Annotated in this window: 22 protein-coding genes and 1 pseudogene; 12 read left to right on the top strand and 11 right to left on the bottom strand. The window is 43.1% G+C overall.

Annotated elements, in window-relative coordinates:
* Positions 1-78: 78 nt before the first annotated feature.
* The 3 genes from HWQ36_RS23430 to HWQ36_RS23420 all read right to left on the bottom strand — a co-directional run bounded on the left by HWQ36_RS23430 (position 79) and on the right by HWQ36_RS23420 (position 2,881).
* Positions 79-1,050: a GTP-binding protein gene (locus HWQ36_RS23430; RefSeq protein WP_292706929.1), complete on the bottom strand. Its 972-nt coding sequence runs from the start codon at positions 1,048-1,050 to the stop codon at positions 79-81.
* Between the two features lie 377 nt (positions 1,051-1,427).
* Positions 1,428-2,339, bottom strand: coding sequence for an alpha/beta hydrolase (locus HWQ36_RS23425; protein ID WP_292706927.1), 912 nt, complete (start codon positions 2,337-2,339; stop codon positions 1,428-1,430).
* 101 nt (positions 2,340-2,440) lie between these two features.
* A complete protein-coding gene (locus tag HWQ36_RS23420) occupies positions 2,441-2,881 on the bottom strand; it encodes a SufE family protein (RefSeq protein ID WP_292706925.1) in 441 nt (146 codons plus the stop codon).
* Positions 2,882-2,895: 14 nt separating this feature from the next.
* Here HWQ36_RS23420 and HWQ36_RS23415 point away from each other — a divergent pair, with 14 nt between their 5' ends.
* Both HWQ36_RS23415 and HWQ36_RS23410 read left to right on the top strand, forming a co-directional pair.
* The gene (locus HWQ36_RS23415; RefSeq protein ID WP_292706923.1) at positions 2,896-3,051 is read left to right on the top strand and encodes a hypothetical protein; all 156 of its coding nucleotides are present in this window, start codon (positions 2,896-2,898) and stop codon (positions 3,049-3,051) included.
* A 60-nt stretch (positions 3,052-3,111) separates the two neighbouring features.
* Complete coding sequence (locus tag HWQ36_RS23410; RefSeq protein WP_292706922.1) at positions 3,112-3,246, top strand: hypothetical protein; 135 nt, start codon at positions 3,112-3,114, stop codon at positions 3,244-3,246.
* 173 nt (positions 3,247-3,419) lie between these two features.
* On the opposite strand, the gene HWQ36_RS23405 is transcribed toward HWQ36_RS23410, so the two are convergent.
* The 3 genes from HWQ36_RS23405 to prfC form a co-directional block, all read right to left on the bottom strand.
* Positions 3,420-3,932, bottom strand: coding sequence for an RNA-binding protein (locus HWQ36_RS23405; RefSeq protein ID WP_292706920.1), 513 nt, complete (start codon positions 3,930-3,932; stop codon positions 3,420-3,422).
* Positions 3,933-4,615: 683 nt separating this feature from the next.
* Positions 4,616-6,895, bottom strand: a complete 2,280-nt coding sequence (locus tag HWQ36_RS23400) for a M48 family metalloprotease (protein WP_292706918.1) — start codon at positions 6,893-6,895, stop codon at positions 4,616-4,618.
* A gap of 211 nt (positions 6,896-7,106) precedes the next feature.
* On the bottom strand, positions 7,107-8,735 hold the full coding sequence (prfC, locus tag HWQ36_RS23395) for a peptide chain release factor 3 (protein WP_292706916.1): 1,629 nt from the start codon (positions 8,733-8,735) through the stop codon (positions 7,107-7,109).
* 125 nt (positions 8,736-8,860) lie between these two features.
* Here prfC and HWQ36_RS23390 point away from each other — a divergent pair, with 125 nt between their 5' ends.
* From HWQ36_RS23390 to HWQ36_RS23375, 4 genes are all read left to right on the top strand, one after another.
* Positions 8,861-9,220 (top strand): DUF4870 domain-containing protein, encoded by a 360-nt coding sequence (locus tag HWQ36_RS23390; protein WP_292706915.1) that lies wholly within the window; start codon positions 8,861-8,863, stop codon positions 9,218-9,220.
* 393 nt (positions 9,221-9,613) lie between these two features.
* Positions 9,614-10,594 carry a porphobilinogen synthase gene (gene hemB, locus HWQ36_RS23385; RefSeq protein WP_292706913.1) on the top strand — a complete coding sequence of 327 codons (981 nt, stop codon included), beginning with the start codon at positions 9,614-9,616 and terminating at the stop codon, positions 10,592-10,594.
* A gap of 184 nt (positions 10,595-10,778) precedes the next feature.
* Complete coding sequence (locus tag HWQ36_RS23380; RefSeq protein ID WP_292706912.1) at positions 10,779-11,033, top strand: hypothetical protein; 255 nt, start codon at positions 10,779-10,781, stop codon at positions 11,031-11,033.
* A complete protein-coding gene (locus HWQ36_RS23375; protein ID WP_292706910.1) occupies positions 11,030-11,446 on the top strand; it encodes a PIN domain-containing protein in 417 nt (138 codons plus the stop codon). The genes HWQ36_RS23380 and HWQ36_RS23375 overlap by 4 nt, the downstream gene beginning before the upstream one ends.
* 271 nt (positions 11,447-11,717) lie before the next feature.
* Here the strand turns inward: HWQ36_RS23375 and HWQ36_RS23370 are convergent, their stop codons facing one another.
* Together HWQ36_RS23370 and HWQ36_RS23365 are read right to left on the bottom strand one after the other, a co-directional pair.
* Positions 11,718-11,930 carry a hypothetical protein gene (locus HWQ36_RS23370; protein WP_292706909.1) on the bottom strand — a complete coding sequence of 71 codons (213 nt, stop codon included), beginning with the start codon at positions 11,928-11,930 and terminating at the stop codon, positions 11,718-11,720.
* The gene (locus tag HWQ36_RS23365; RefSeq protein WP_292706907.1) at positions 11,927-12,100 is read right to left on the bottom strand and encodes a hypothetical protein; all 174 of its coding nucleotides are present in this window, start codon (positions 12,098-12,100) and stop codon (positions 11,927-11,929) included. The genes HWQ36_RS23370 and HWQ36_RS23365 overlap by 4 nt, the downstream gene beginning before the upstream one ends.
* Positions 12,101-12,431: 331 nt before the next feature.
* Here HWQ36_RS23365 and HWQ36_RS23360 point away from each other — a divergent pair, with 331 nt between their 5' ends.
* From HWQ36_RS23360 to HWQ36_RS23335, 6 genes and pseudogenes are all read left to right on the top strand, one after another.
* The gene (locus HWQ36_RS23360) at positions 12,432-13,415 is read left to right on the top strand and encodes an alpha-ketoacid dehydrogenase subunit beta (protein ID WP_012410204.1); all 984 of its coding nucleotides are present in this window, start codon (positions 12,432-12,434) and stop codon (positions 13,413-13,415) included.
* A gap of 105 nt (positions 13,416-13,520) precedes the next feature.
* A pseudogene (locus HWQ36_RS23355) lies at positions 13,521-14,354 on the top strand (protein translocase subunit SecD); the annotation flags it as partial.
* Between the two features lie 79 nt (positions 14,355-14,433).
* Complete coding sequence (gene secD, locus HWQ36_RS23350; protein WP_292706938.1) at positions 14,434-15,846, top strand: protein translocase subunit SecD; 1,413 nt, start codon at positions 14,434-14,436, stop codon at positions 15,844-15,846.
* On the top strand, positions 15,843-16,829 hold the full coding sequence (gene secF, locus HWQ36_RS23345; RefSeq protein ID WP_292706905.1) for a protein translocase subunit SecF: 987 nt from the start codon (positions 15,843-15,845) through the stop codon (positions 16,827-16,829). The genes secD and secF overlap by 4 nt, the downstream gene beginning before the upstream one ends.
* A 48-nt stretch (positions 16,830-16,877) precedes the next feature.
* A complete protein-coding gene (locus HWQ36_RS23340) occupies positions 16,878-17,291 on the top strand; it encodes a hypothetical protein (protein WP_292706903.1) in 414 nt (137 codons plus the stop codon).
* A 315-nt stretch (positions 17,292-17,606) separates the two neighbouring features.
* Entirely contained in the window at positions 17,607-18,077 is a 471-nt protein-coding gene (locus tag HWQ36_RS23335; RefSeq protein WP_292706901.1) for a GNAT family N-acetyltransferase, read from the top strand.
* Here the strand turns inward: HWQ36_RS23335 and HWQ36_RS23330 are convergent.
* From HWQ36_RS23330 to prmC, 3 genes are all read right to left on the bottom strand, one after another.
* Complete coding sequence (locus HWQ36_RS23330; protein ID WP_292706899.1) at positions 18,040-18,978, bottom strand: HAMP domain-containing sensor histidine kinase; 939 nt, start codon at positions 18,976-18,978, stop codon at positions 18,040-18,042. The two genes, HWQ36_RS23335 and HWQ36_RS23330, sit on opposite strands and share 38 nt — an antisense overlap.
* Positions 18,979-19,076: 98 nt before the next feature.
* Entirely contained in the window at positions 19,077-19,685 is a 609-nt protein-coding gene (locus HWQ36_RS23325; RefSeq protein WP_292706897.1) for an L-threonylcarbamoyladenylate synthase, read from the bottom strand.
* Between the two features lie 65 nt (positions 19,686-19,750).
* Positions 19,751-20,641 (bottom strand): peptide chain release factor N(5)-glutamine methyltransferase, encoded by an 891-nt coding sequence (prmC, locus tag HWQ36_RS23320; protein WP_292706895.1) that lies wholly within the window; start codon positions 20,639-20,641, stop codon positions 19,751-19,753.
* Between the last annotated feature and the right edge of the window lie 18 nt (positions 20,642-20,659).

Genomic DNA, 20,659 nt, shown 5'->3' with positions numbered 1-20,659 from the left:
GGAAACCCGGACAACGCAGTGGCTCCCCAACCTACGAATATTTTATTTTTTCGGAAATCCCCAGTCTGCAATACCCTTTTAAGCTAGACACGCAAGAAAATCTTGCTTGAGTTGGGCTGCATCAAGATTGCGGCCAATAAAAACTAGTTCGTTTTTGGGGGTTTCGCTTGCTTTCCAGGGGCGATCGGGTTTGCCATCAAATATCATGTGTACTCCCTGGAATACAAATCGATTATCTTCTCCAGCAATATTTAAAATGCCTTTCATCCGAAATATATCTGGGCCTTGGGTACGCAGTAACTCCGAAATCCAAGCGTTTAATTTTTCTCCATCGACTGCGCCTGCTTCTACTAAAGCCACAGAAAACACAGTTTCATCATGAACGTGGGCATCTTCGCCTAAGAAATCTGGATCAATTTCTAATGCACGATCTAAATCAAAGGCTTTGACACCTAATAAAGCATCCATCCCTAGTTCAGAATTTTGGGTACGGTAGATTTTTGCGATCGCATTCATCGCCCGAATCCGTTTTTCTAATTCATCCAACTCTTCCGGCGCTACCAAATCTGTTTTATTAAGTAAAATTACATCGGCAAAAGCAATCTGTTCTTGGGCTTCGTCTGCATCCCAGTGCTGCCAAATATGCTTGGCATCTACGACTGTCACCACTGCATCTAGAGACAATTGACTTTGTAAATCTTCATCCACAAAAAATGTCTGAATTACTGGTGCTGGATCGGCTAATCCAGTTGTTTCAATTACTAAATGGTCAAATTTATCCCGCCGCTTCATCAAATTGCCAATGATGCGAATTAAATCGCCGCGCACTGTACAACAAATACAGCCATTATTCATTTCAAATATTTCTTCATCGGCATCGATAATCAATTGATTATCAATACCCACTTCCCCAAATTCATTGACAATCACAGCAACTTTTTTGCCGTGTTCGTAGGTGAGGATGTGATTGAGTAGAGTCGTTTTACCTGCTCCCAAGTAGCCTGTAAGAACAGTAACGGGAACTGAATTGTTGATTACGTCAGCCACCATACTCTAAATTCCCCTTATCTCACCTTATAGATAATCATTATCGCCCATGATAAATCTTTTTATATTTTTGTGCGAACTTACTGTTATTTTTGATTTCAGCATCATCACATAATTTAATCAAGAAACATTTTATTTTTAGGCATCTACTTTTTAACGAACCGCAGAGAGCGCAGATAGAAAAAAGTGCGAGAACTGCATTTGCTTCTCTCTCTGTGTCGCGCCAGTTGCTTCAAGTCGGGGAACCCGACACCACTTGCTCATGGGGGTTTCCCCCATGAGCAAGTGGCTCCCCAACGCACTGGTTTCTCTGCGCCTCTGCGGTTTAAAAGAATTTATTGACCAATATTTTTACAATCTTTACCTCTTGGTGTGAAGATTTAATTTTCTGGGGATAACAAAAAATCTTGAATTGCTTCTAAAACAACTGCTGGGTATTCTTCATGCAGTCCCAGAGAACCAGGAATAACAACACTTATCACTCCTGATAAGGCTACCAAAGCGTTCATTTCTTCTCGTGATTTTGGGGGACTCGATTCCCCAATTACTACCATGAGCGGTACGGTTAAAGACTGCACAAGTTCCAGAAAATCAGATTGTGCGTGTACAGCATCAAGATTACCAGTTACAAAGGCAGCAGATGCAAATCGCGCTCCTGGTTGTTGAGTTGTTTGCCATTTCTTCTCAATGAAACTGGGTGTAATTTTAGCCGCGTCACTAAAGACGTGACGGCGGTACATAAAACTTAAGAAAGATTGGGTAGTGTTGAGTTTGTAGAGAGCTTGACCAAGTATAGGCGATCGCACTAATCCTCTCACCATACCAGCTATTTGCTGACTTGCCCCCATTGTCGGCAAAGGCCCACGCCAAGTAGGAGCTAACAATACAATTTTTGAGAAAGCAGCCTGCTTAAGGGCTAATTTTAAAACGTAACTAGCAGTGTGACCAGCCGCAACTACAGTAATGGGAGTATTAAAAACAGCTTTGACAAAATCTTCCAGAAAGTGCTGATATATTTCCGGTCGGTAATTTAAACTAGGGCGAGAAGATTCACCAAATCCAGGCCAGTCTAAGGCTACAACTTGAAAATTAGGAGCTAGTAATTTAGCAAGTTCGCCTACTTCGGAACGTGTCGAGACACTACTGAAAGATGGTAGTAGCAATAGCGGTGAACCTTTACCGAGGGTTTCATAAACAACACGCAATTGCTGATTTTCCCAGTTCCAGAGATATTCTTGAACTATTCCACCAAAAGCAGTAGCAGCAGAGGTAGATAATAAATTTGTTGACATGACACTAAATTTTGGTAGTTGTACGTTATTTGTCAGTTGTCCTTTGTCCTTTGCAAATGACTAATGACTAATGACTAATGACTAATGACCAATAACCAAGTTTAGCTAGGCAAATCTAACTTACATTCCAATGCTTTTTTTTGCATGGTTTTGAAAATGTTGTAAAATCCATTAGCGCGGGAAGGTGTCAGACTAACGTTTAAGCCCGTTTCTTGAATAAAATCTGGGGTAAGTTGGACAATCTCAGTTGGTGTTAGTCCCTGCAATCCTTCAACTAGAAGCCCTACTAAACCTTTGGTTAACTGGGAATCAGACTCGCCCTGAAATACAACCTTTCCATCATCCAAGGCTGCTGTGATATAAACTTGAGACACGCAGCCAGGAACCTTATTTTCGGGTAATTTCTCAGCTTCTGGGAACTCATTGAGCTTCTGAGCATACCAGATTAGCTGTTCGTAGCGCCGCTTCGGTTCGGAAGCGCGTTGAAAGCGCTGGACAATTTTAGCAAGCGCAGGTGGCAAAGAATCTAGAGTTGAGGACATAACAGAAGCTGCAAATGATCGGTCTTACCTTGAGTGTAAATTATCTGGAGAGCGATGCCTACGGCGGGCTGTGCCTACGCGCCTCTGGTTCTCTTGGCAGGATGAAGCTAGCCACTATTAACTATAACTTGTCAAATCCAGATAATTCCTGCGATCGCACTCATCTTTAAACCTCATCTATGTTGAAACCTAGAGTTTTTTAAAAGATATATTTATGTAGGTTGGGTGGAGTGAAACGCAACCCAACATTATCACCAAATTTTATGTTGGGTTACGCTATCGCTGCACCCAACCTACAAAACTACGGTTCTCAAGGTAGACGAGGTTCAGTTGCGTTTTTAATCCGTCTAATCGCAAAAACTTAATTTTTTATAAGCAGACTTTAACAGCAACTCGATACAAGTTACTTTGTCTCAATATGCACTTACAAAAATAGCTGCAAGTAGCTTTTAACTAAGCAGCCAGGTGATAATCAACAATTAAAAATTAAAAATCAAAAAATTCTGACTTTTAATTTTTAATTTCTCTCCCTTAAGGATTAGTTCGTAGTTTGTGCAGCTAGCATCTGCTTCAGCTTTTCTAATTCCGAAGCCCAACGAGGATCTGGACGAATAGCGTCTGAATCGGTAGTTGTTGTTGTGCTGTTTTCGCGGGAACCGCCACCACCACCGCCACGACGGGGCTTTTTAGAGCTTTTCTCCCGACGGCTACCTTCTCTATTAACGCTAGGAGTGGGCGTGCTACTACCAGCCAGAGTAACTGGTTTAGGAGCAGCTTGTTCGTCGCCCTCTTCACCCTTTGTCCGAGGTAATGCCTTTTCTAGCTTAATGGCAGTGTCTTTAAACATCTGACCATTATACTTTTCAATGATTTCATCAGCTTGTTCGTCATTGTTGACGGTAAGAAAACCGAAACCACGGCATTTGCCAGTTTTGCGGTCTTTAATTAATTTAGTAGTTACAGCTTCACCTTCTGCTGCAAAAACTGCTTGCAAATCTTGACGATCGATTTCTTCTTTAGGCAAATTACCTATATATAGGCGAACAGACATGAACTATACCTCCAGAGTTAAATGAACATGGCAAGGCGAGAAAACAATCACTTGGCTTTGGCTTTTAATTTAAATAGATGCTATTGACCAAGACTGCCATCAACCAATTTTTTGCTCGAAACTGTCAACCTATACAATACAGTTTTTCGTCGGGATCAAGCTTGTTTAATCCAAAGGCCCACACAATGGTGAGCTAATAACACCTTAATTCTAAGAATTGTAAATTTAATAAGCCTATTGCCTGCTAAAGTACACGCTTTCTTCCATGCCTTCTTCGCAGAATCAAATACCATTCCTTACAGTACCACGGTATTTTCTACGTAGCTAGTTTAGCGCATACATTTCTAACGTTAGTATTACTGCATCGTAACATAAAACACATTTTTTTATTCAAGGGGGCATAATTTGAAACAAAAACCAGCCGGTGGCTGGTTGATTTCCTGCTGTGTTGGGAGGATAAAAAGTATGGAGGGGGGGAACAGCATCCGAATTCATAACTAAGCTGTAGTGCCTAGTTATGTTGGTTGCTATTGTTTGTGTAAATAAATGTAACACTTTAAAATAAAACCTGCAACATTTGTTTACATTTTGGTTTGTCATTTGTCAGTTGTCCTTTGTGCTTTGCAAATAACCAATACTTCGACTACGCTCAGTACAAATGACCAATGACTAATGACCAATGACTAACCAGTAAGAAAAACGTATGCGCCCCAAGCCTGTGCTGCAACTGCCAAAAAAGTAGACCAGATGGGATGAGGGCTATGAATGGTTTTACCACTTTGAGTTTCCAGGGTTTGGACATCGATCCAAGGTGTTGCTCCTCGCCGGAACCAACCTGTGACGATAATTTGCCGACCGATGAGATCCTGGTGATTCACTGACTGTCCTAGCCAAGAAATGTGGTGTAATTTCACTAAACCTGCGCTGGATTGGAGGATTAAATCTTGCGCTAGGGAGTTGCTAGTGCCTTGACGACCTAATAGTTTGCCCGCCAGACGCACGCTGACGCTATCAATAGGTAAGGCAGAAGGGTCAGCTAATAGGTTGGGTAGGTAGTCTTCAGTTTGCACAGTGGCAGATTTGATGTCGGGGAAAAAAGAATTAATCCGCATGACTGTACCGATGCTAAAGCCAATTAGAAGGCAGCCTGTAATGAAAGACCAATCTTCATATATCCACTTTAGATTTAAAAACTTGAGTACGAATGCTAGTTGCCAGGTTAGCCAGACCAAAGCTGCAAACAGAACTCCTAAAGGGATTCCCAACCAAGGAGCGATTTGTAATAAGAAAGACTGACGCTCAACCTGTGATGGTTCGCTTGCAAAATGTAATTCGGTGTCTAGATGCCAGTGACGAGCTATTTTGCACAGGCGTTCGATGCGATCGCCCATCAAGGGATGACTATTATTAATCGTAAACCATTGGCGGTAGGGATTGGCAGTATCCCACTTCAAAAATGATTCAAAAGATAAATTGCTGGCAATAGTGCCCAAAGAAAGGCTCTGTTGATGGCTAACTGGTGTCAGGAGATTTAAGCTTTCCAGTTGCCAACTGGTCTGTTCTTGGTTTTGGATATCAGCTGCAATGCCAATGGAAATTTTGAGTAAAGCGCGAATCAGGGCGTTGGGATTACCGGTGATTTCAGATGCGACGCGATCACTATAATAAAGCCGCAACCGCGACAACCACAATCCAGTCCCAGTCAGTAAAGCCCAAACTCCATAAACTAGACTAGCCGTAATTGTCACCGGCCAGCGCCAAATTTTCGCTGATATCTTGTCTCCCAACTCCGACAGTTGCTGATATAGCTTATGGATTGGTAGTGTCACCAGCAGCAACAAAGACATGACAGCAAAATCCCAGTGAGCAATATGCCCTAGCTGCGTGGCGTAAATAATAGCGATTTCATCATCTGCCAGTTGCTCTAATAGCCCTTGACTCACAACAATCCTGGCATTACGTGGTAAACTACCGTAGGTCAGGATAATTGGTGCAGCCATTGGTAAAATCCGCAGTTTGGGTAAGGGCCAGTGGCGCTGTTGGCAACAGCGTTGTAGTACCCGCACAGCTTCGCGGCTATGAGTATTTAATACATCTTTGGGAAATTCTCGCTGACCATATAAGTTTGCCAGTAGCAGATCCAGCAACCAAGGTGATACTCCGATCAAAATCACCAATACTATGAGCAACAATTTAGTAGGGTCGCGGTATAAAAGCTGCAACGGCTCCAGATAAGGTAGTTTGACTAAAGTCAAGTTGATGAATCCCATTGCTAACTTGAGGATTTCTCGCATCACCCAAAACAGGGCAATGAATGTTCCTGCTGTCAGCAGCCGCAAGGGAATTAATTTTGGTTTATGTAGGGGTTGCCATGCTTTGGCGCGTTGTGCTTGTCGCCAATAAATAACACCGAATAATTTAGCTTGGGTGCGGGTAACAGAACCCATGAAACCGTTTAGAGGTGCAGTCGGCGGTGGTAATGGTGTAGCTACCGTAGCTTTGAGTTTAGGTAGTGGCACCATCGCCGGGGTGTCGTTGCTCTTGGTTTCTATTACTTGTTCTTCTGGCTTTTCCTCTAATGTAGGATTTACCGGGGGGGGAACTGGGGGAGAATCTGGAGGAGGATCTGGAGTTGAGTTATCAAAAGCAACAAATCCAGTTTCGACATTTTTTGATTCTCGATCGCGTTTTTTCCGTTTTGTCAGGTGTTCGAGAGCGCGTGTTGCCCACTCTTGAACTTGCGGATTGTTACTCTCAATGAGATTCTGGGAAATAGCGATCGCTTTGGGAACTTCGCCAGTGCGAGCATAAGCCATCACTAAACCAACCTGAGCTTGTAAGCTAGCAGTCCCATTGTTTTGGCTGTTAGCAATAGGTTCTAGTTGGGCGATCGCTGTTTGGTAATTTCCCTGCTTGAGGGCAACTAAACCAGCCTCCAAAGACGGTTTGGCATGTGAAGGCATACAAATTCTGGCACTCCAATCTCTTCTAGGTGATCCACGTTTGTGCAAAAGCGCGAACCTCGGATGCCGTGGAACTCAACCGCGCCCGAGTTTTGCTTGTCAAGTGAAGGATAAAGATTGAATTCAGAAGTCAGGAGTCAGGAGTCAGAATTCAGTTGGATCTCCTGTAGGACTAATTCTGAATTCTGGATTCTGGATTCTGTATTCTTCTTCATTCCTCCACTGATTGTTGACTAGAAAATACTGGAGCGATCGCGCTTAATTTTAACTCTGGATGGTCGCCCAGTAACTGTTGACAATTCCATTCATTGCGGAATAGCAACACTGGTCGTCCCATGCTGTCTTTAACTGTAGTGGTATTGAATATTCGTCCCACCTTTTCTAATGCTTCCCAACCACCCTCAACCCAACGGGCGACACTGTAGGGTAATAAATCTAATATGGTTTCTACACCATACTCGTTTTGTAAGCGAAACTGTACCACCTCGAATTGCAACTGACCCACCGCCGCCAAAATTGGATCGCGCTTGGCTTCATCAGTTGAATACATAATTTGTACAGCACCTTCTTCTCGCAATTCCGCAACGCCTTTTTGGAATTGTTTAGACTTCGAGGGGTTGGGATTCCTCAGAGATGCAAACAGTTCCGGCGAAAAATACGGAATCCCCTCATATTCGAGCTTTTGTCCCGTGTAAATTGTATCCCCGATCGCAAAAACACCAGGATTGTTCAAACCGATCACATCGCCAGGATAAGCCACATCAATCGATTCTCGCTCTTGAGCAAAAAGTTTTTGCGGGCGAGATAGACGGATAAGTTTACCAATGCGGGCGTGATTCACCATCATATCTTTTTCAAACTTACCAGTACAGACCCGGATAAATGCAACGCGATCGCGGTGTTTCGGGTCCATATTCGCTTGCAATTTAAAGACAAACCCCGAAAATTCCGGGTATGTAGGGGCAACTTCGCCAACACTGCTGTAATGAGAACCGGGTTTGAGGGCATAGTCGAGGAAATACTTGAGGAATAACTCTACCCCGAAGTTGGTCATGGCGCTACCAAAGAACACAGGTGTCATTTTGCCTTCGTGTACCAGCTGCAAATCTAGCTCTGGCCCAACTCCTTCTAACAGTTCTAAATCATTTTTCAGTTGGTAGTACAGGCTTTGTTCTAGCTGCTCTTCTATTCTCGGATCGCCTAATTCGACTATCGTATCACGGGCTTCTCGGCTGCCGTGGGCGCTGCGTTCAAAGAGGTGAATTTGTTGCATGTGTCGGTCAAAAACACCTTTAAAGCGATCGCCCATCCCAATCGGCCAATTTACCGCATAGGTTTGCAATCCTAATTCTTGCTCAATTTCATCCAATAATTCTAGAGGTTCTCTGCCTGGGCGATCGAGCTTGTTGATAAATGTAAAAATCGGGATACCGCGCAACTTACACACTTCAAACAATTTGCGAGTTTGGGGTTCCAAACCTTTTGCCGCATCAATTAACATCACTGCATTATCGGCGGCGGCGAGAGTGCGATAAGTATCTTCACTGAAATCTTGGTGTCCAGGAGTGTCTAATAAATTTATCTGACAGTTCCGGTATTCAAATTGCAAGACCGTGGAAGTAATAGAAATACCCCGTTGTTGCTCCATCGCCATCCAGTCAGAGGTAGCTTTACGCTGTGCCCGTCGCGCCTTAACCGCTCCAGCTTCGTGAATTGCACCTCCGTACAGGAGTAGCTTTTCAGTTAGTGTCGTTTTACCCGCATCGGGGTGAGATATAATCGCAAAATTGCGGCGAAGTTCAACTGCTTGAATAAGTTCAGACTGAAGTTCAGTAGACATAATTGTATTTGTTTGTTAGCTAGCTTAATTTTTTTCTGACTCTAGTAAGTCTTTTAATCTTAAGACAACGATGCTCGTGATAGGGTCGTAATGTAACCAACAATCTAACTAAAGAGGAGAAAGCAATGTACGACACAGACAAGCGAAAGCTTCTATCAGCCTTGTCGCATGGAGCCATTTTTTTCAGCACAACATTAGTATCTGTAGGTGTACCTATCGCCATACTGCTCGTATCTGACGATCCTGTTGTTAAAGAAAACGCCAAAGAATCCATCAATTTCCACTTTAATGTCTGGTTTTATGGTGCAATTCTGGGAGCGCTGTTTTTTATATTCGGTTGGTTATTGTTTCCTCTATTATTGCTGGGCCCACTAGCCGGTCTGGGATATCTATTACACTGGGGATTAACAATTTGGGCGCTCATCGGAGTTTTCAACAATCCTGATATACCCTTCCGTTATCCCTACATTTTCCGAGTTTTTTAGCACAGATGATCATTGGCCAAACAGGGCATGGGAAATTGGGCATTGGTAATTGTCAGTTATTTGCTACCAAGTACAACATTTCATTAATTCGTATCAAATTCTCTGCGTTTACCTCTGCGCTACTTTGCGTTTAAATTTCCACCCTCAATTCACCACGATTTTCCCAACAGACAGTCTTAAATTTTGAGTTGCTTATTATGTTGTTTTTTTCCTAGTCCGTCGGATAGGTGCAACCAAGCTGTAGAATACAAAATTGCCCCACAACTTGATTAAGAGTAGGGCAAAGGACAGTTAAGCACTGTTTGTAGTCTGTCTGACGGCAGGAAAATTTTAACCTGCTTTTGTGACGCTTTATTTTGTGTCCATCTGCGTTGTTTTTCTTCATAAAATTTTATGTTTCCTACACATCGCCCCCGTCGTCTGCGTACCCATCCTCAACTGCGCCGGATGGTTCGTGAAACTGTTTTAACAACAAGCGATTTAATCTACCCATTATTTGCCGTACCAGGTGAGGGAATCGCTAATGAGGTGAAATCCATGCCCGGAGTCTACCAACTTTCGGTAGATAAAATTGTTGAAGAGGCAAAAGAAGTTTACGACTTAGGAATTCCTTCTATTATTTTATTTGGTATTCCGGCTGATAAAGATGTAGATGCAACAGGCGCTTGGCATGATTGCGGTATCGTCCAAAAAGCAGCAACGGCGGTAAAAGCAGCAGTGCCAGATTTGATTGTAATTGCAGATACTTGTTTATGTGAGTACACCAGCCACGGTCATTGTGGTTATCTGCAAGTTGGTGATTTAACAGGACGAGTTTTAAATGACCCAACTTTGGAATTGTTGAAGAAAACAGCAGTTTCGCAAGCGAAAGCCGGTGCTGATATCATCGCGCCTTCGGGGATGATGGATGGATTTGTGCAAGCAATTCGCCAGGGTTTGGATGAAGCCGGATTTCAAGATACGCCGATCTTGTCTTATGCTGCTAAGTATGCTTCGGGTTATTATGGCCCATTTCGGGATGCAGCAGATTCAACACCGCAATTTGGCGACAGAAGAACTTACCAAATGGACCCAGGTAACTCCCGCGAAGCAATTAAAGAGATTGAATTGGATATAGCTGAAGGGGCTGATATGCTCATGGTTAAGCCAGCCTTGGCATACATGGATATTATCTGGCGGGTGAAGGAAGCTAGTAACTTACCAGTTGCGGCTTACAATGTTTCTGGTGAGTATGCGATGGTGAAAGCTGCGGCTCTCAATGGTTGGATTGATGAAGAGCGGGTGGTTATGGAAACTTTAACTGGGTTTAAACGGGCTGGTGCAGATTTGATTTTGACCTATCATGCCAAAGATGCGGCGCGATGGTTAAAGTAAGGTGTGCGATTGAGTAGTAAGAATTTAAGAATTCTCACGCAGAGGCACTTCAGACGCAGAGTTGTGTTTTAGTGTTTGGACGTGAGATTCTTTGTATTTTGGGTTTGGCTGGTGCAAAATTCAAAATAAATTAACTAATCCGCGTTACACTTGTCATACGTGTATTGCAAATCAAATAAAAGTTATGCTCAGTGTCAGGCTGGATGAAGAAACAGAACGGCAGCTAGCTGATATCTTGGCTCACGAGCAAACGGAAAAGAGTGAATTGATCCGACGCTTGATTGCTGAACGCTGGCTAACCTTACAAGCGGGTAAAACTTTGGTTGAGAGGCGGGGTGGACACCCTGAACATCTGCTGCAAGATGCACCAAGGGATTTATCGGAACGCTCAAACCGTAAAAAAGCGATCGCTCAATATCTCAACAAGCGCCATCCATGACCTACTATCCGCTTATACTCGCGGATAGCGGGTTTTTGTTTGCGTACTACAGCGCCAGAGATCAGTATCACCAACAGGTGTGTCGCTTCTTTGAGAGTTGTACTTCTAGGCTTGTGACTACGCCCATTTGTATTGCAGAAGTGGTATGGTTACTCAACTTAGATTGGCGTACACAAAACGAGTTTTTTCTAGATGTTGCTAAACAACTCTATGAGTGTGAGCAACTATTGCCGCAAGATTTTTCGCGCATTGCTGAGTTGAATACTCAGTACAGAGATTTACCAGGGGATTTTGCAGATTTATCCTTGATCGTCATTTCAGAGCGTTTGGATATTGCTGCGATAGCTACTTTGGACAGTGATTTTGATATTTATCGCCGTTATCGGAAAAAACCTTTTGAGCGGGTGTTTTAGGGATGGCGATGTCTCCGATGGTCACTGAGCTTGCCGTACCACTTCGGGGATCTTGCTACGCGCAGCGTCTCCAAGAGTTGTGCAGGCTACGCTTGCGTCAGGAATTATGACATGATTATTGAGGGGCGATTTTACTGGTTTGATGAACTTATAATTATGAATTTGAGAAATAACGACTTAGAAAATCTTGCGGAGTTAAAATTGGAATTCCGTTAAATTCTATCAACAGTTCTTGTCTAACTTAAGCTTCGTTTGTTTTGTTGGAGAAGGCTTAAGCTTGCTTTCGTAGTCTTTCTAAGTTCTGTTGATGTAACTCTGGGAAGTTTTCTAAATCATCTATTGATTGCGGCGCAGGGAAGATTACAGCGTCTTCAGAGGTGAATCGATCTAAATAAGTTTGAAAGGCTTCATCATCTTCTCTGTGGTCAAGGATATATTGACGCAATTGGACACGGGGCATTGTCATAAAATCTGGCTTACTCATACATATCTCCACTTCCCGTCTAGGTAAATTATAATTTCATTTTCTTCACCAGCGAGAATTACAAGATTTTTTGTTCGTTCATCGATTCGCACCAAAAACACAGGTAAATACATTTTAGTAGCCCAAAAACTTAAGATAAACAACGTTTTCAATTGTTCTACAGTAGGCATATTTAAATTATTGCTACCACAAATTTTTTAATCGGGCGTAAATTCAGTTAAGTTACTATCTTTCAAGCGTGAAGTATTAAGTTTACTTTATACATTTGCTCTACGTTTTATTACATAAGCAAATCAGCCGATTTGCCAGAGGGCGAGGCGATCGCTCATAAAACCTCTAAAATCTAAATTAAATAGCTTTGATATAGTTATGGCAATTACTCGCTCTATGCTTGGGGCGGTTCGTTTAAAAAAACCAATCTCTAACAAGTGCGATCGCTCACCGTATTTGCGACAGCAGCACGATAAAATTCTAAAACCATAATCGTACTAAAAGGTCTAAATGGCAGAAACACTATTCTTCAACGCCTTACGGGAAGCCATTGATGAAGAAATGGCCCGTGATTCCAGCGTATTCGTTCTCGGTGAAGACGTAGGACACTACGGCGGTTCCTACAAAGTTACCAAAGACCTGTACCAAAAATATGGCGAACTCCGCATTCTAGACACGCCCATCGCCGAAAATAGCTTCACTGGTATGGCAGTAGGAGCAGCCATGACTGGGTTACGTCCCATCATCGAAGGGATGAATATGGGCTTTTTACTGCTCGCCTTCAACCAAATATCCAACAACGCTGGGATGTTGCGCTATACTTCTGGCGGTAACTTCAAAATTCCGATGGTAATTCGCGGCCCTGGGGGTGTAGGAAGGCAGCTAGGTGCAGAACATTCTCAACGCTTAGAAACTTACTTCCAAGCTGTGCCAGGGTTGAAGATTGTTGCCTGCTCCACACCAAGAAACGCCAAAGGACTACTAAAATCAGCTATCCGCGATGATAACCCTGTGTTGTTCTTTGAACACGTTTTACTTTACAACTTGAAAGAAGATTTACCAGAAGAAGAATATTTACTACCCCTAGATAAAGCCGAAGTTGTGCGTCAAGGAAAGGATGTCACAATTATCACTTATTCTCGGATGCGGCATCATGTGCTGCAAGCGGTAAAAACACTTGAAAAACAAGGTTACGATCCAGAAGTTATTGATTTAATATCCCTCAAGCCATTAGATTTTGATACAATTGGCGCATCGGTACGTAAAACCCATAAAGTCATTGTTGTGGAAGAATCCATGCGAACTGCGGGTATCGGGGCAGAAGTAATCGCTTCAATAAACGATCGCTTATTTGATGAATTAGATGCGCCAGTACTGCGGCTTTCTTCCCAAGATATCCCCACACCTTACAACGGCAATCTGGAAAGACTGACAATTATCCAACCAGAGCAAATAGTGGAAGCTGTGGAAAAAATGGTAGCGTTGCGGGTTTAAAAGTTAGGAGTGAGGAGTTATGAGTGAGGAGTAAAAATTCTCACTTATAACTTTTAACTCCGTAATAGTACGGTATCATAATCTTTAGTCGAAGCAGGTTATGGTATGCAAAAACAAAGCTCATTATTAGCCCTAATTTCAACTCAGGTAGTCGTGGTAATGACGTTGAGTTCTTGCATTCCCGCACTATTGGAACAAAGCCAAGACTCACGGGGAAGTTATCAGCTAATTATTGAGTTACAAAAAACACCAGAAATTCCGCAAATCACCGAACGGGAATTGGAAGCCGTTAAAAAAGTAATCGAAGGTCGTATAAACGGTCTGGGCATCTCAAAACCAGTCATTAAAACAGTAGGTGCAGACAAAATTCTCGTACAGCTACCAGGAGTTAACGATCCACAGCAAGCCGAACGGGTGCTGGGGGCTACAGCGCAGTTAGAATTTCGCAGGCAAAAGCCAAATACAGAAACTCAACTGCTTGCTTTTCAAGCATCTAGAGCCGAATTGAAATTCAAGCAAGAAGAGTTGAGAAAAAGCACCGACAAAGCAGCAACTGTCAAGAATCAAGAAGATTTACAGAAAAGTAATCAAGCGATCGCTAAATTGTTTGAAAGCACCAATCCACCATTAACTGGCAAATACCTCAAGGATGCCTATGGCCAACCGAGTCAAGGTAACAATTGGAATGTGGCGATTCGCTTCGACCAAAAGGGTGGTGAACTGTTTACCGAACTGACGAAAAACCTTGCTGGCACTGGCCGTAGTATTGGTGTTTTCCTGGACAATGAACTGATCAGCGCTCCTAGTGTGGGTGTAGAATTTGCCGCCACTGGGATTACTGGAGGCTCTGCTGTGATTACAGGACGGTTTACTGCACAACAAGCCAATGACTTAGGCATTCAGTTACGCGGTGGTGCATTACCTATACCAGTAAAAATCCTATCGGTGAAGCGGGAATCCTAACTCATGATGCTGCAAAAGAACGCTATCATAGCGTTTGTCAGTTGCGAGTTATGGTATGCAAAGACAGCGATCGCTATTAATTTTGATTTTAGTGCTGATAATTGCCGCTTTTACGGTGATTGCGACAATTCCGATACCCCTGGGACTAGACTTGCGGGGAGGTTCACAGCTAACAATTCAGGTAAAACCATCAGCAGAAATTCCTAAAATCACCGAACGAGAATTGGAAGGTGTGAAGAAAGTTGTCGAAGGTCGGATTAATGGTTTGGGTGTTTCTGAACCAGTGATCCAAACAGTCGGCACAGATAAAATTTTGGTACAATTGCCAGGGGTTAACGATCCAGAACAAGCCGAACGGGTGTTAGGGGGGACGGCGCAGTTAGAATTTCGTACCCAAAAGCAAAATACAGAAATCCAACTACGTGCTTTCCAAACATCTAGAGCCGAATTGAAAGTCAAGCAAGAAGAGTTGAGAAAAAGTACTGACAAAGCAGCAATAGCTAAGAATCAAGAAGATTTACAAAAAAGTAATCAAGCGATCGCAGAATTGTTTGAAAGCACTAATCCACCACTAAGTGGCAAATACCTCAAGGATGCTTCTGGTGAACCCACTCAAGGTAACAACTGGCACGTTACCATTCGCTTCGACCAAAAGGGTGGTGAACTATTTGCCAATTTGACGAAAAATCTTGCTGGTACTGGGCGGAGCATTGGTGTTTTTCTAGACAATGAACTAATCAGCGCTCCTACTGTGGGTATAGAATTTGCTGCCGCAGGTATTACTGGTGGCTCTGCCGTGATTACAGGACGGTTTACCGCCCAAGAAGCTAATGACTTGGGTGTACAGCTACGTGGTGGTGCATTACCCGTACCAGTAGAAATCGCAGAAAGACGGACAGTGGGAGCAACGTTAGGTAAAGATAGTATTCAAAGCAGTATTTATGCTGGGGTTGGTGGTCTGACTTTAGTATTAATATTCATGGTGTTTTACTATCGATTACCAGGACTGATTGCGGATGTATCACTAGTGATTTATTCCCTTTTAACTTGGGCAACCTTCGCTTTATTGGGCGTTACCCTAACTTTGCCGGGAATAGCTGGTTTTATCCTCAGTATTGGGATGGCGGTTGATGCCAATGTCCTAATTTTTGAACGGACACGAGAAGAATTGCGGGCGGGTAAATCTCTGTATCGTTCTGTAGAATCTGGTTTTTACCGAGCATTTTCTAGTATTTTAGATAGCAACGTCACTACATGGATTGCTTGTGCTGCCCTGTTTTGGCTAGGGTCTGGTTTAGTCAAAGGTTTTGCTCTTACCTTAGCTTTGGGGGTGGCTGTGAGTATGTTTACCGCAATTACTTGTAGTCGGACATTGCTGTTTTTGGCGATTTCAATTCCCTCCTTGCGGAAGACAGAACTTTTCTGTCCAAACCTGCCAACATCGAATAAGGCAGAGGTGACTCAATGAAACTGAGTATCAACAAATCGCGATCGCTTTGGTGGACTATTTCTGCTGCGATTATTCTTGCCGGTATGATCTCAATGGTGATTTCTTGGCAACAACCCAATATTCACGCCCCCTTACGCCCCGGTTTAGATTTTATCGGTGGTACACGGTTACAGTTTGTCCGAGATTGCACCAAACCCGGCAATTGCGACAAACCAATTAATATCAATGCTGTCCGGGAGGTAGCAAAAGCGCAGGGACTAGGTGATAGCAGCATTCAACTTATCTCCGAAAATGGTGCAGAAAATGGTGTACTAATTCGGACAAAAGATTTGGGTGTCGATCAGCGCACCAAGTTGCAAAATGCTTTAAGCGAAGAAGTTGGGGTTTTTGATCCGCAAAAAAATCAAATTGACTCCGTTGGCCCTACCTTGGGAAAAGAACTGTTGAGGTCTGGACTATTAGCTCTGATAGTTTCCTTCATTGGTATTACTATCTATATGAGCTTCCGCTTCCAGTTAGATTATGCTGTCTTTGCGATCGTTGCCCTATTTCACGATATCTTGATCACAGTCGGGGCTTTTTCAATTTTGGGTTTGGTAGCGGGCATCGAAGTAGATAGCCTTTTTATCGTTGCCTTACTTACAATTACAGGTTTCTCGGTCAACGACACAGTGGTAATTTACGATCGCATTCGGGAAACCATTAAAATCAATCCTGAACGCCCAATTGCCGAAATTGTCGATGATGCAGTTAACCAAACTCTGACAAGATCGATTAACACGACCTTAACCGTGTTGCTGACATTAACTGCAATCTTTCTATTTGGCGGAGAAACACTGAGAAACTTTTCCCTAGCTTTGATTATTGGGTTCACAATGGGAGCTTATTCAAGTATTTTCATTGCCAGTACTCTCCTTACTTGGTGGCGAGAAAGGGATGAATCCCAAGTGGTAGAAAGCGTAGAGCCGATTGATACATCTGCCAGTTCTCAGGATAGTTAAACTCGTGTGTATTTCACAATTGATCGTGCTTTGGAATTTTATTCTTCTATGGATCAACCTGAAGAACCATTAATCCCTAATCCAGAATTTGAGAACTCTGACGCATCCTTTATTCAACAAGTACAAAGGTTACACAAGCTGACAATATACGGCAGGTGGATATTTGTCGGCTGTTTGTGGCTCACCATTGCGCCTGTTAGCTTGTGGGGTCTACGTGCAGAAATTTCTCTGTGGCAACAATATTTTACCTGGGTAGCGGTGCGATATGGACTCTTTTACCATCCACTGTCTACCTTCGGTTTAGCCTTTTGTATTGGGATGACTGCTGCTGTTTTAGTTTGGCAAAGTCGGAATATCTTATTTGGACTACCACAGCCGGAAAAACAACGTTTAGAAAAACAAGTTTATCGGATACGTCAACAGGGGCCAAGTCATCCTCTGTGGAAGTGGGTTTGTCATTAATTTTTCTTTCTTGTTGCATATACATATACGCGTACAGCAATTTTTAGCAAAATATGACTTTAAGACTAGCCCTTTCAAGGTGGCTCAAAATATGGCTCAAAAAATCCTCTTTTCATTCCTTACCTCTGTGTTCTCTGCGACTCTGTGGTTAAATAAATTACTTTTAAACCGTAGAGGCAAGGCTTGGGGGTTTCCCCCATGAGCGACTGCCGCGCAGAGAACACAGAGAGAAAAAAGAGATTTTTGGAGTCACCTTGAAAGGGCTAAGTCCTAGACTGAAATATACAAAGATACTGCCAAAAGTGGATGCCATAAATGAACGAGTCTCAGATTCAATTTAGCGAACGCAAATCTGAAATTAACCTTTATCAACTCCAAGAACTGTTAAATGTTTCAGCTTTCTGGGCAAAGGGACGCAGTATTGAAGATTTAGGTATAGCCATTGCCAACAGTGAACCAGTCATTTATGTCTCGGATCGCGATCGACTCATTGGCTTTGCTAGAGCAACATCTGATGGCATATATCGCGCCACAATTTGGGATGTTGTCATTCATCCAGAGTATCAAAGTAGTGGGTTGGGAAGCAAGTTAGTAGAAACCGTTTTGTGTCATCCCCGCATGAGGTGGGTTGAGCGCGTTTACCTGATGACTACTCACCAGCAGGGCTTCTACGAAAAGATGGGTTTTCAAACCAACACCACCACTACGATGGTGTTACACAATCTAGCTAATCTTGCTTTCGTTCCGGCTACAGAAGTTCAGCTTCAGGAATCACTAGGGGGATAGAGATTTGTAATCTGGTAATCTCCTGATGTGGTTCCTTAGCAATGGTCGAAGGCAGGATTTCTAACTTTCCTCCCATAACTTCCACTAAAGTCTGATTGATTAATAGTCTCATTCCTGGGGAAAGAGCAGCCTTTTGATCGATCTGGATCTGCTGCTCATCAGATTTGAGCAAATCAATCGGCTCGCTCGATGCCATAGCATGAGTTGGAACATCCAGCCAAATGTTTACAAAACTATTTGTAGGTAAGATATTGCTGGAAATACAGATGCTGCCTTCCTCCATTTGAGTAATGGCAGTGTCTATTAAACTGATCAATATTTGGCGGAGCCAGAGATAATCTGCCAAAACATAAATTTCTGGATCGGCGGGTAACAATTGCAAGGGAAAATTACGATTAGCCGCCAGCATATAAGTTAATTTATGAACCTCTTCCAAAACTTGGGCTAAGGGTCGGGGCTGAATATCTAATTTATTAGTACCATGTTCCGTTCTAGCAACGGTAAGAATTTCATCCATCAGCTTGAGCAGCTTCAGTGTTCGTTCGTGAGCTTGGCCGATAAATTCTCGTTCTTCAGCCGGATCTTCACATAAATCTGACAAAATTAATTGATGCAAGCCAATCAAACCATTGAGAGGCGATCGCAATTCATGGGTAGTTCGTGCCAAAAAACCACCTTTAAACTGGCTCATTTCCCTTGCCATAAAGTATGCCAGCTGCGTTTGCTGTAGCTGTTGTGATATTGGTGGCATCTCCTCTTGCTCTAATGGCGCTACAGGGGATGAGCTAGATGAAATATTTGGCGATGCCTGCGGCGGGCGTAGCCATCGCGCAAATAACCGACGAAAATTTATACCTAGTGCTAATCCTGCTCCTAGATATATCCAGTTGCTCCAATTCATAATTTGGCAATTATTAACTTGTTAATAGATCACAACAGCACAAACTAAAGTTCCAGATTTTTCTGTTGTGAAAATCAGGAAGACAACATTATAGCTACCTATATTTGGTTATCACTCGAAATATCTAACTTTATCGCACCTTGTCGTAAAATCTGCCAATTTATCCCTGTCCATTTAGCAACGGTGGAAGGTATACCCATTGCTGCTGTTTCACCCTGACATTCTGTCGTTGCTAAAGTCAAAATCTGGGGAAACTGAGTCTCAATTTCTGCCATCGTTTGCAAAGGTGGCTGACCGGAAAAATTAGCGCTAGTAGTAGCAAGGGGGCCTGTTTGCGCCAAAATAGTTTGAGCGATCGCATTGTTTGGAACTCGAATACCAATTGTCGTTGGATCAATAGGGTTCATGACTTTTGGTAAGCGCTCACTTGCTGGCAAAACTAACGTCAGCCCTCCTGGCCAATATTTACCTGCTAGTTCTTGCCAAACTTTATATTCATGCTCACTACCTTTAACATACAGCCACAAATCTTCAGCATTAGCAGCCATCAAAATCAAAGGTTTATCCTGACTGCGTTGCTTCGCCGCAAAAATTAATGCTGCTTTTTCTGGTATCGCCGCAAGTGCAGGCACAGTATCAGTAGGAAAGCTCACTAAAAAACCAGCCCGTGCGCCAGCTATTAGATTTTTTAAAGAAACTTGTGTCATTTTTATAGTTACAGATATAGAGCATGGAGCATTTTTCCTATGCCCCATTCCCCATGCCCTATTTCCTAACTTTTATAGGCCAGGGCAAAGCGTTCAATTCCAGCTAAATCAGCGTGAATTTGAATCTTACAATAGCTACCTTGATTTTGCAAAAGTTCTCCCACTGCATCCGCCTGTCCAGCCATCATCTCAATTAACCACACGCCACCCGATCGCAAATAACTAGGAGAAATTTCTATCAAATGGCGAATGCAATCTAAGCCATCACTGCCACCATCCAAAGCTAGATGTGGTTCATGGTAAATAACTTCCGGTTGCAGTGTAGGTAAGGTACTGGTGGGTATGTAAGGAGGATTCGACACCATACCACTAAACTGACCTTTAAGAAATGCCAGTGGCTCCCACCAAGAACCTTGATAAAATTTAATCCGGTCAGCAAAACCCAAATTATCGGCGTTGGTTCGGGCGATCGCCAAAGCTTCTAAACTGTAATCAACTGCATGAATTGTTGCTTTTGGCAAGACATCTGCTAATCCGATAGCGATCGCTCCACTCCCAGTACCCAAATCTGCCCAATGTCCTGACACACCGCTAGCGGCTGCTAAAGCTAAATCAATTAAGCTCTCTGTCTCTGGTCTGGGAATTAAAACTGCACTTGACACCGCGATTTGAAAGTTACGCCAAGGTGTCACTCCGGCAATATACTGCACTGGTAAGCGATCGTTTAATCGCCTCTGCCATAGCTGGTCTAACTTTTCTAGAGGTAATTGCAGCTGAATTTGCGGCCAGTTTTTAAAAGACTCCAAACGCAGTGCCAAGCGGTCTAACCCAGCAACTTCTAAGAGTAACCAGTCTACCTCCATTGTTGGCACATCAGTGGCGATCGCTGCTTCAAGAGCTGCATTTCGCCACTGCCAAAGTTGTAAACCAGAAACTATCAGATGCTTCTCCCCCATGCCTCAACCTTGGAGTAC

Source organism: Nostoc sp. NMS2 (assembly GCF_017115105.1).
Lineage (GTDB): Bacteria > Cyanobacteriota > Cyanobacteriia > Cyanobacteriales > Nostocaceae > Nostoc.
The sequence above is the reverse complement of the archived record's forward strand: the minus strand, read 5'-3'. Positions and strand labels throughout refer to the sequence as shown.

Coding starts and splice junctions, on each gene's coding strand:
- HWQ36_RS23365 (WP_292706907.1), bottom strand. CDS start 12,100: ATGCCTACTGTAGAACAATTGAAAACGTTGTTTATCTTAAGTTTTTGG.
- secF (WP_292706905.1), top strand. CDS start 15,843: ATGAAACTGAGTATCAACAAATCGCGATCGCTTTGGTGGACTATTTCT.
- HWQ36_RS23335 (WP_292706901.1), top strand. CDS start 17,607: ATGAACGAGTCTCAGATTCAATTTAGCGAACGCAAATCTGAAATTAAC.
- secD (WP_292706938.1), top strand. CDS start 14,434: ATGCAAAGACAGCGATCGCTATTAATTTTGATTTTAGTGCTGATAATT.
- HWQ36_RS23340 (WP_292706903.1), top strand. CDS start 16,878: ATGGATCAACCTGAAGAACCATTAATCCCTAATCCAGAATTTGAGAAC.
- HWQ36_RS23375 (WP_292706910.1), top strand. CDS start 11,030: ATGACCTACTATCCGCTTATACTCGCGGATAGCGGGTTTTTGTTTGCG.
- HWQ36_RS23405 (WP_292706920.1), bottom strand. CDS start 3,932: ATGTCTGTTCGCCTATATATAGGTAATTTGCCTAAAGAAGAAATCGAT.
- HWQ36_RS23370 (WP_292706909.1), bottom strand. CDS start 11,930: ATGAGTAAGCCAGATTTTATGACAATGCCCCGTGTCCAATTGCGTCAA.
- HWQ36_RS23415 (WP_292706923.1), top strand. CDS start 2,896: ATGATCGGTCTTACCTTGAGTGTAAATTATCTGGAGAGCGATGCCTAC.
- prfC (WP_292706916.1), bottom strand. CDS start 8,735: ATGTCTACTGAACTTCAGTCTGAACTTATTCAAGCAGTTGAACTTCGC.
- HWQ36_RS23380 (WP_292706912.1), top strand. CDS start 10,779: ATGCTCAGTGTCAGGCTGGATGAAGAAACAGAACGGCAGCTAGCTGAT.
- HWQ36_RS23420 (WP_292706925.1), bottom strand. CDS start 2,881: ATGTCCTCAACTCTAGATTCTTTGCCACCTGCGCTTGCTAAAATTGTC.
- HWQ36_RS23360 (WP_012410204.1), top strand. CDS start 12,432: ATGGCAGAAACACTATTCTTCAACGCCTTACGGGAAGCCATTGATGAA.
- prmC (WP_292706895.1), bottom strand. CDS start 20,641: ATGGGGGAGAAGCATCTGATAGTTTCTGGTTTACAACTTTGGCAGTGG.
- HWQ36_RS23400 (WP_292706918.1), bottom strand. CDS start 6,895: ATGCCTTCACATGCCAAACCGTCTTTGGAGGCTGGTTTAGTTGCCCTC.
- HWQ36_RS23325 (WP_292706897.1), bottom strand. CDS start 19,685: ATGACACAAGTTTCTTTAAAAAATCTAATAGCTGGCGCACGGGCTGGT.
- HWQ36_RS23330 (WP_292706899.1), bottom strand. CDS start 18,978: ATGAATTGGAGCAACTGGATATATCTAGGAGCAGGATTAGCACTAGGT.
- HWQ36_RS23425 (WP_292706927.1), bottom strand. CDS start 2,339: ATGTCAACAAATTTATTATCTACCTCTGCTGCTACTGCTTTTGGTGGA.
- HWQ36_RS23430 (WP_292706929.1), bottom strand. CDS start 1,050: ATGGTGGCTGACGTAATCAACAATTCAGTTCCCGTTACTGTTCTTACA.
- hemB (WP_292706913.1), top strand. CDS start 9,614: ATGTTTCCTACACATCGCCCCCGTCGTCTGCGTACCCATCCTCAACTG.
- HWQ36_RS23390 (WP_292706915.1), top strand. CDS start 8,861: ATGTACGACACAGACAAGCGAAAGCTTCTATCAGCCTTGTCGCATGGA.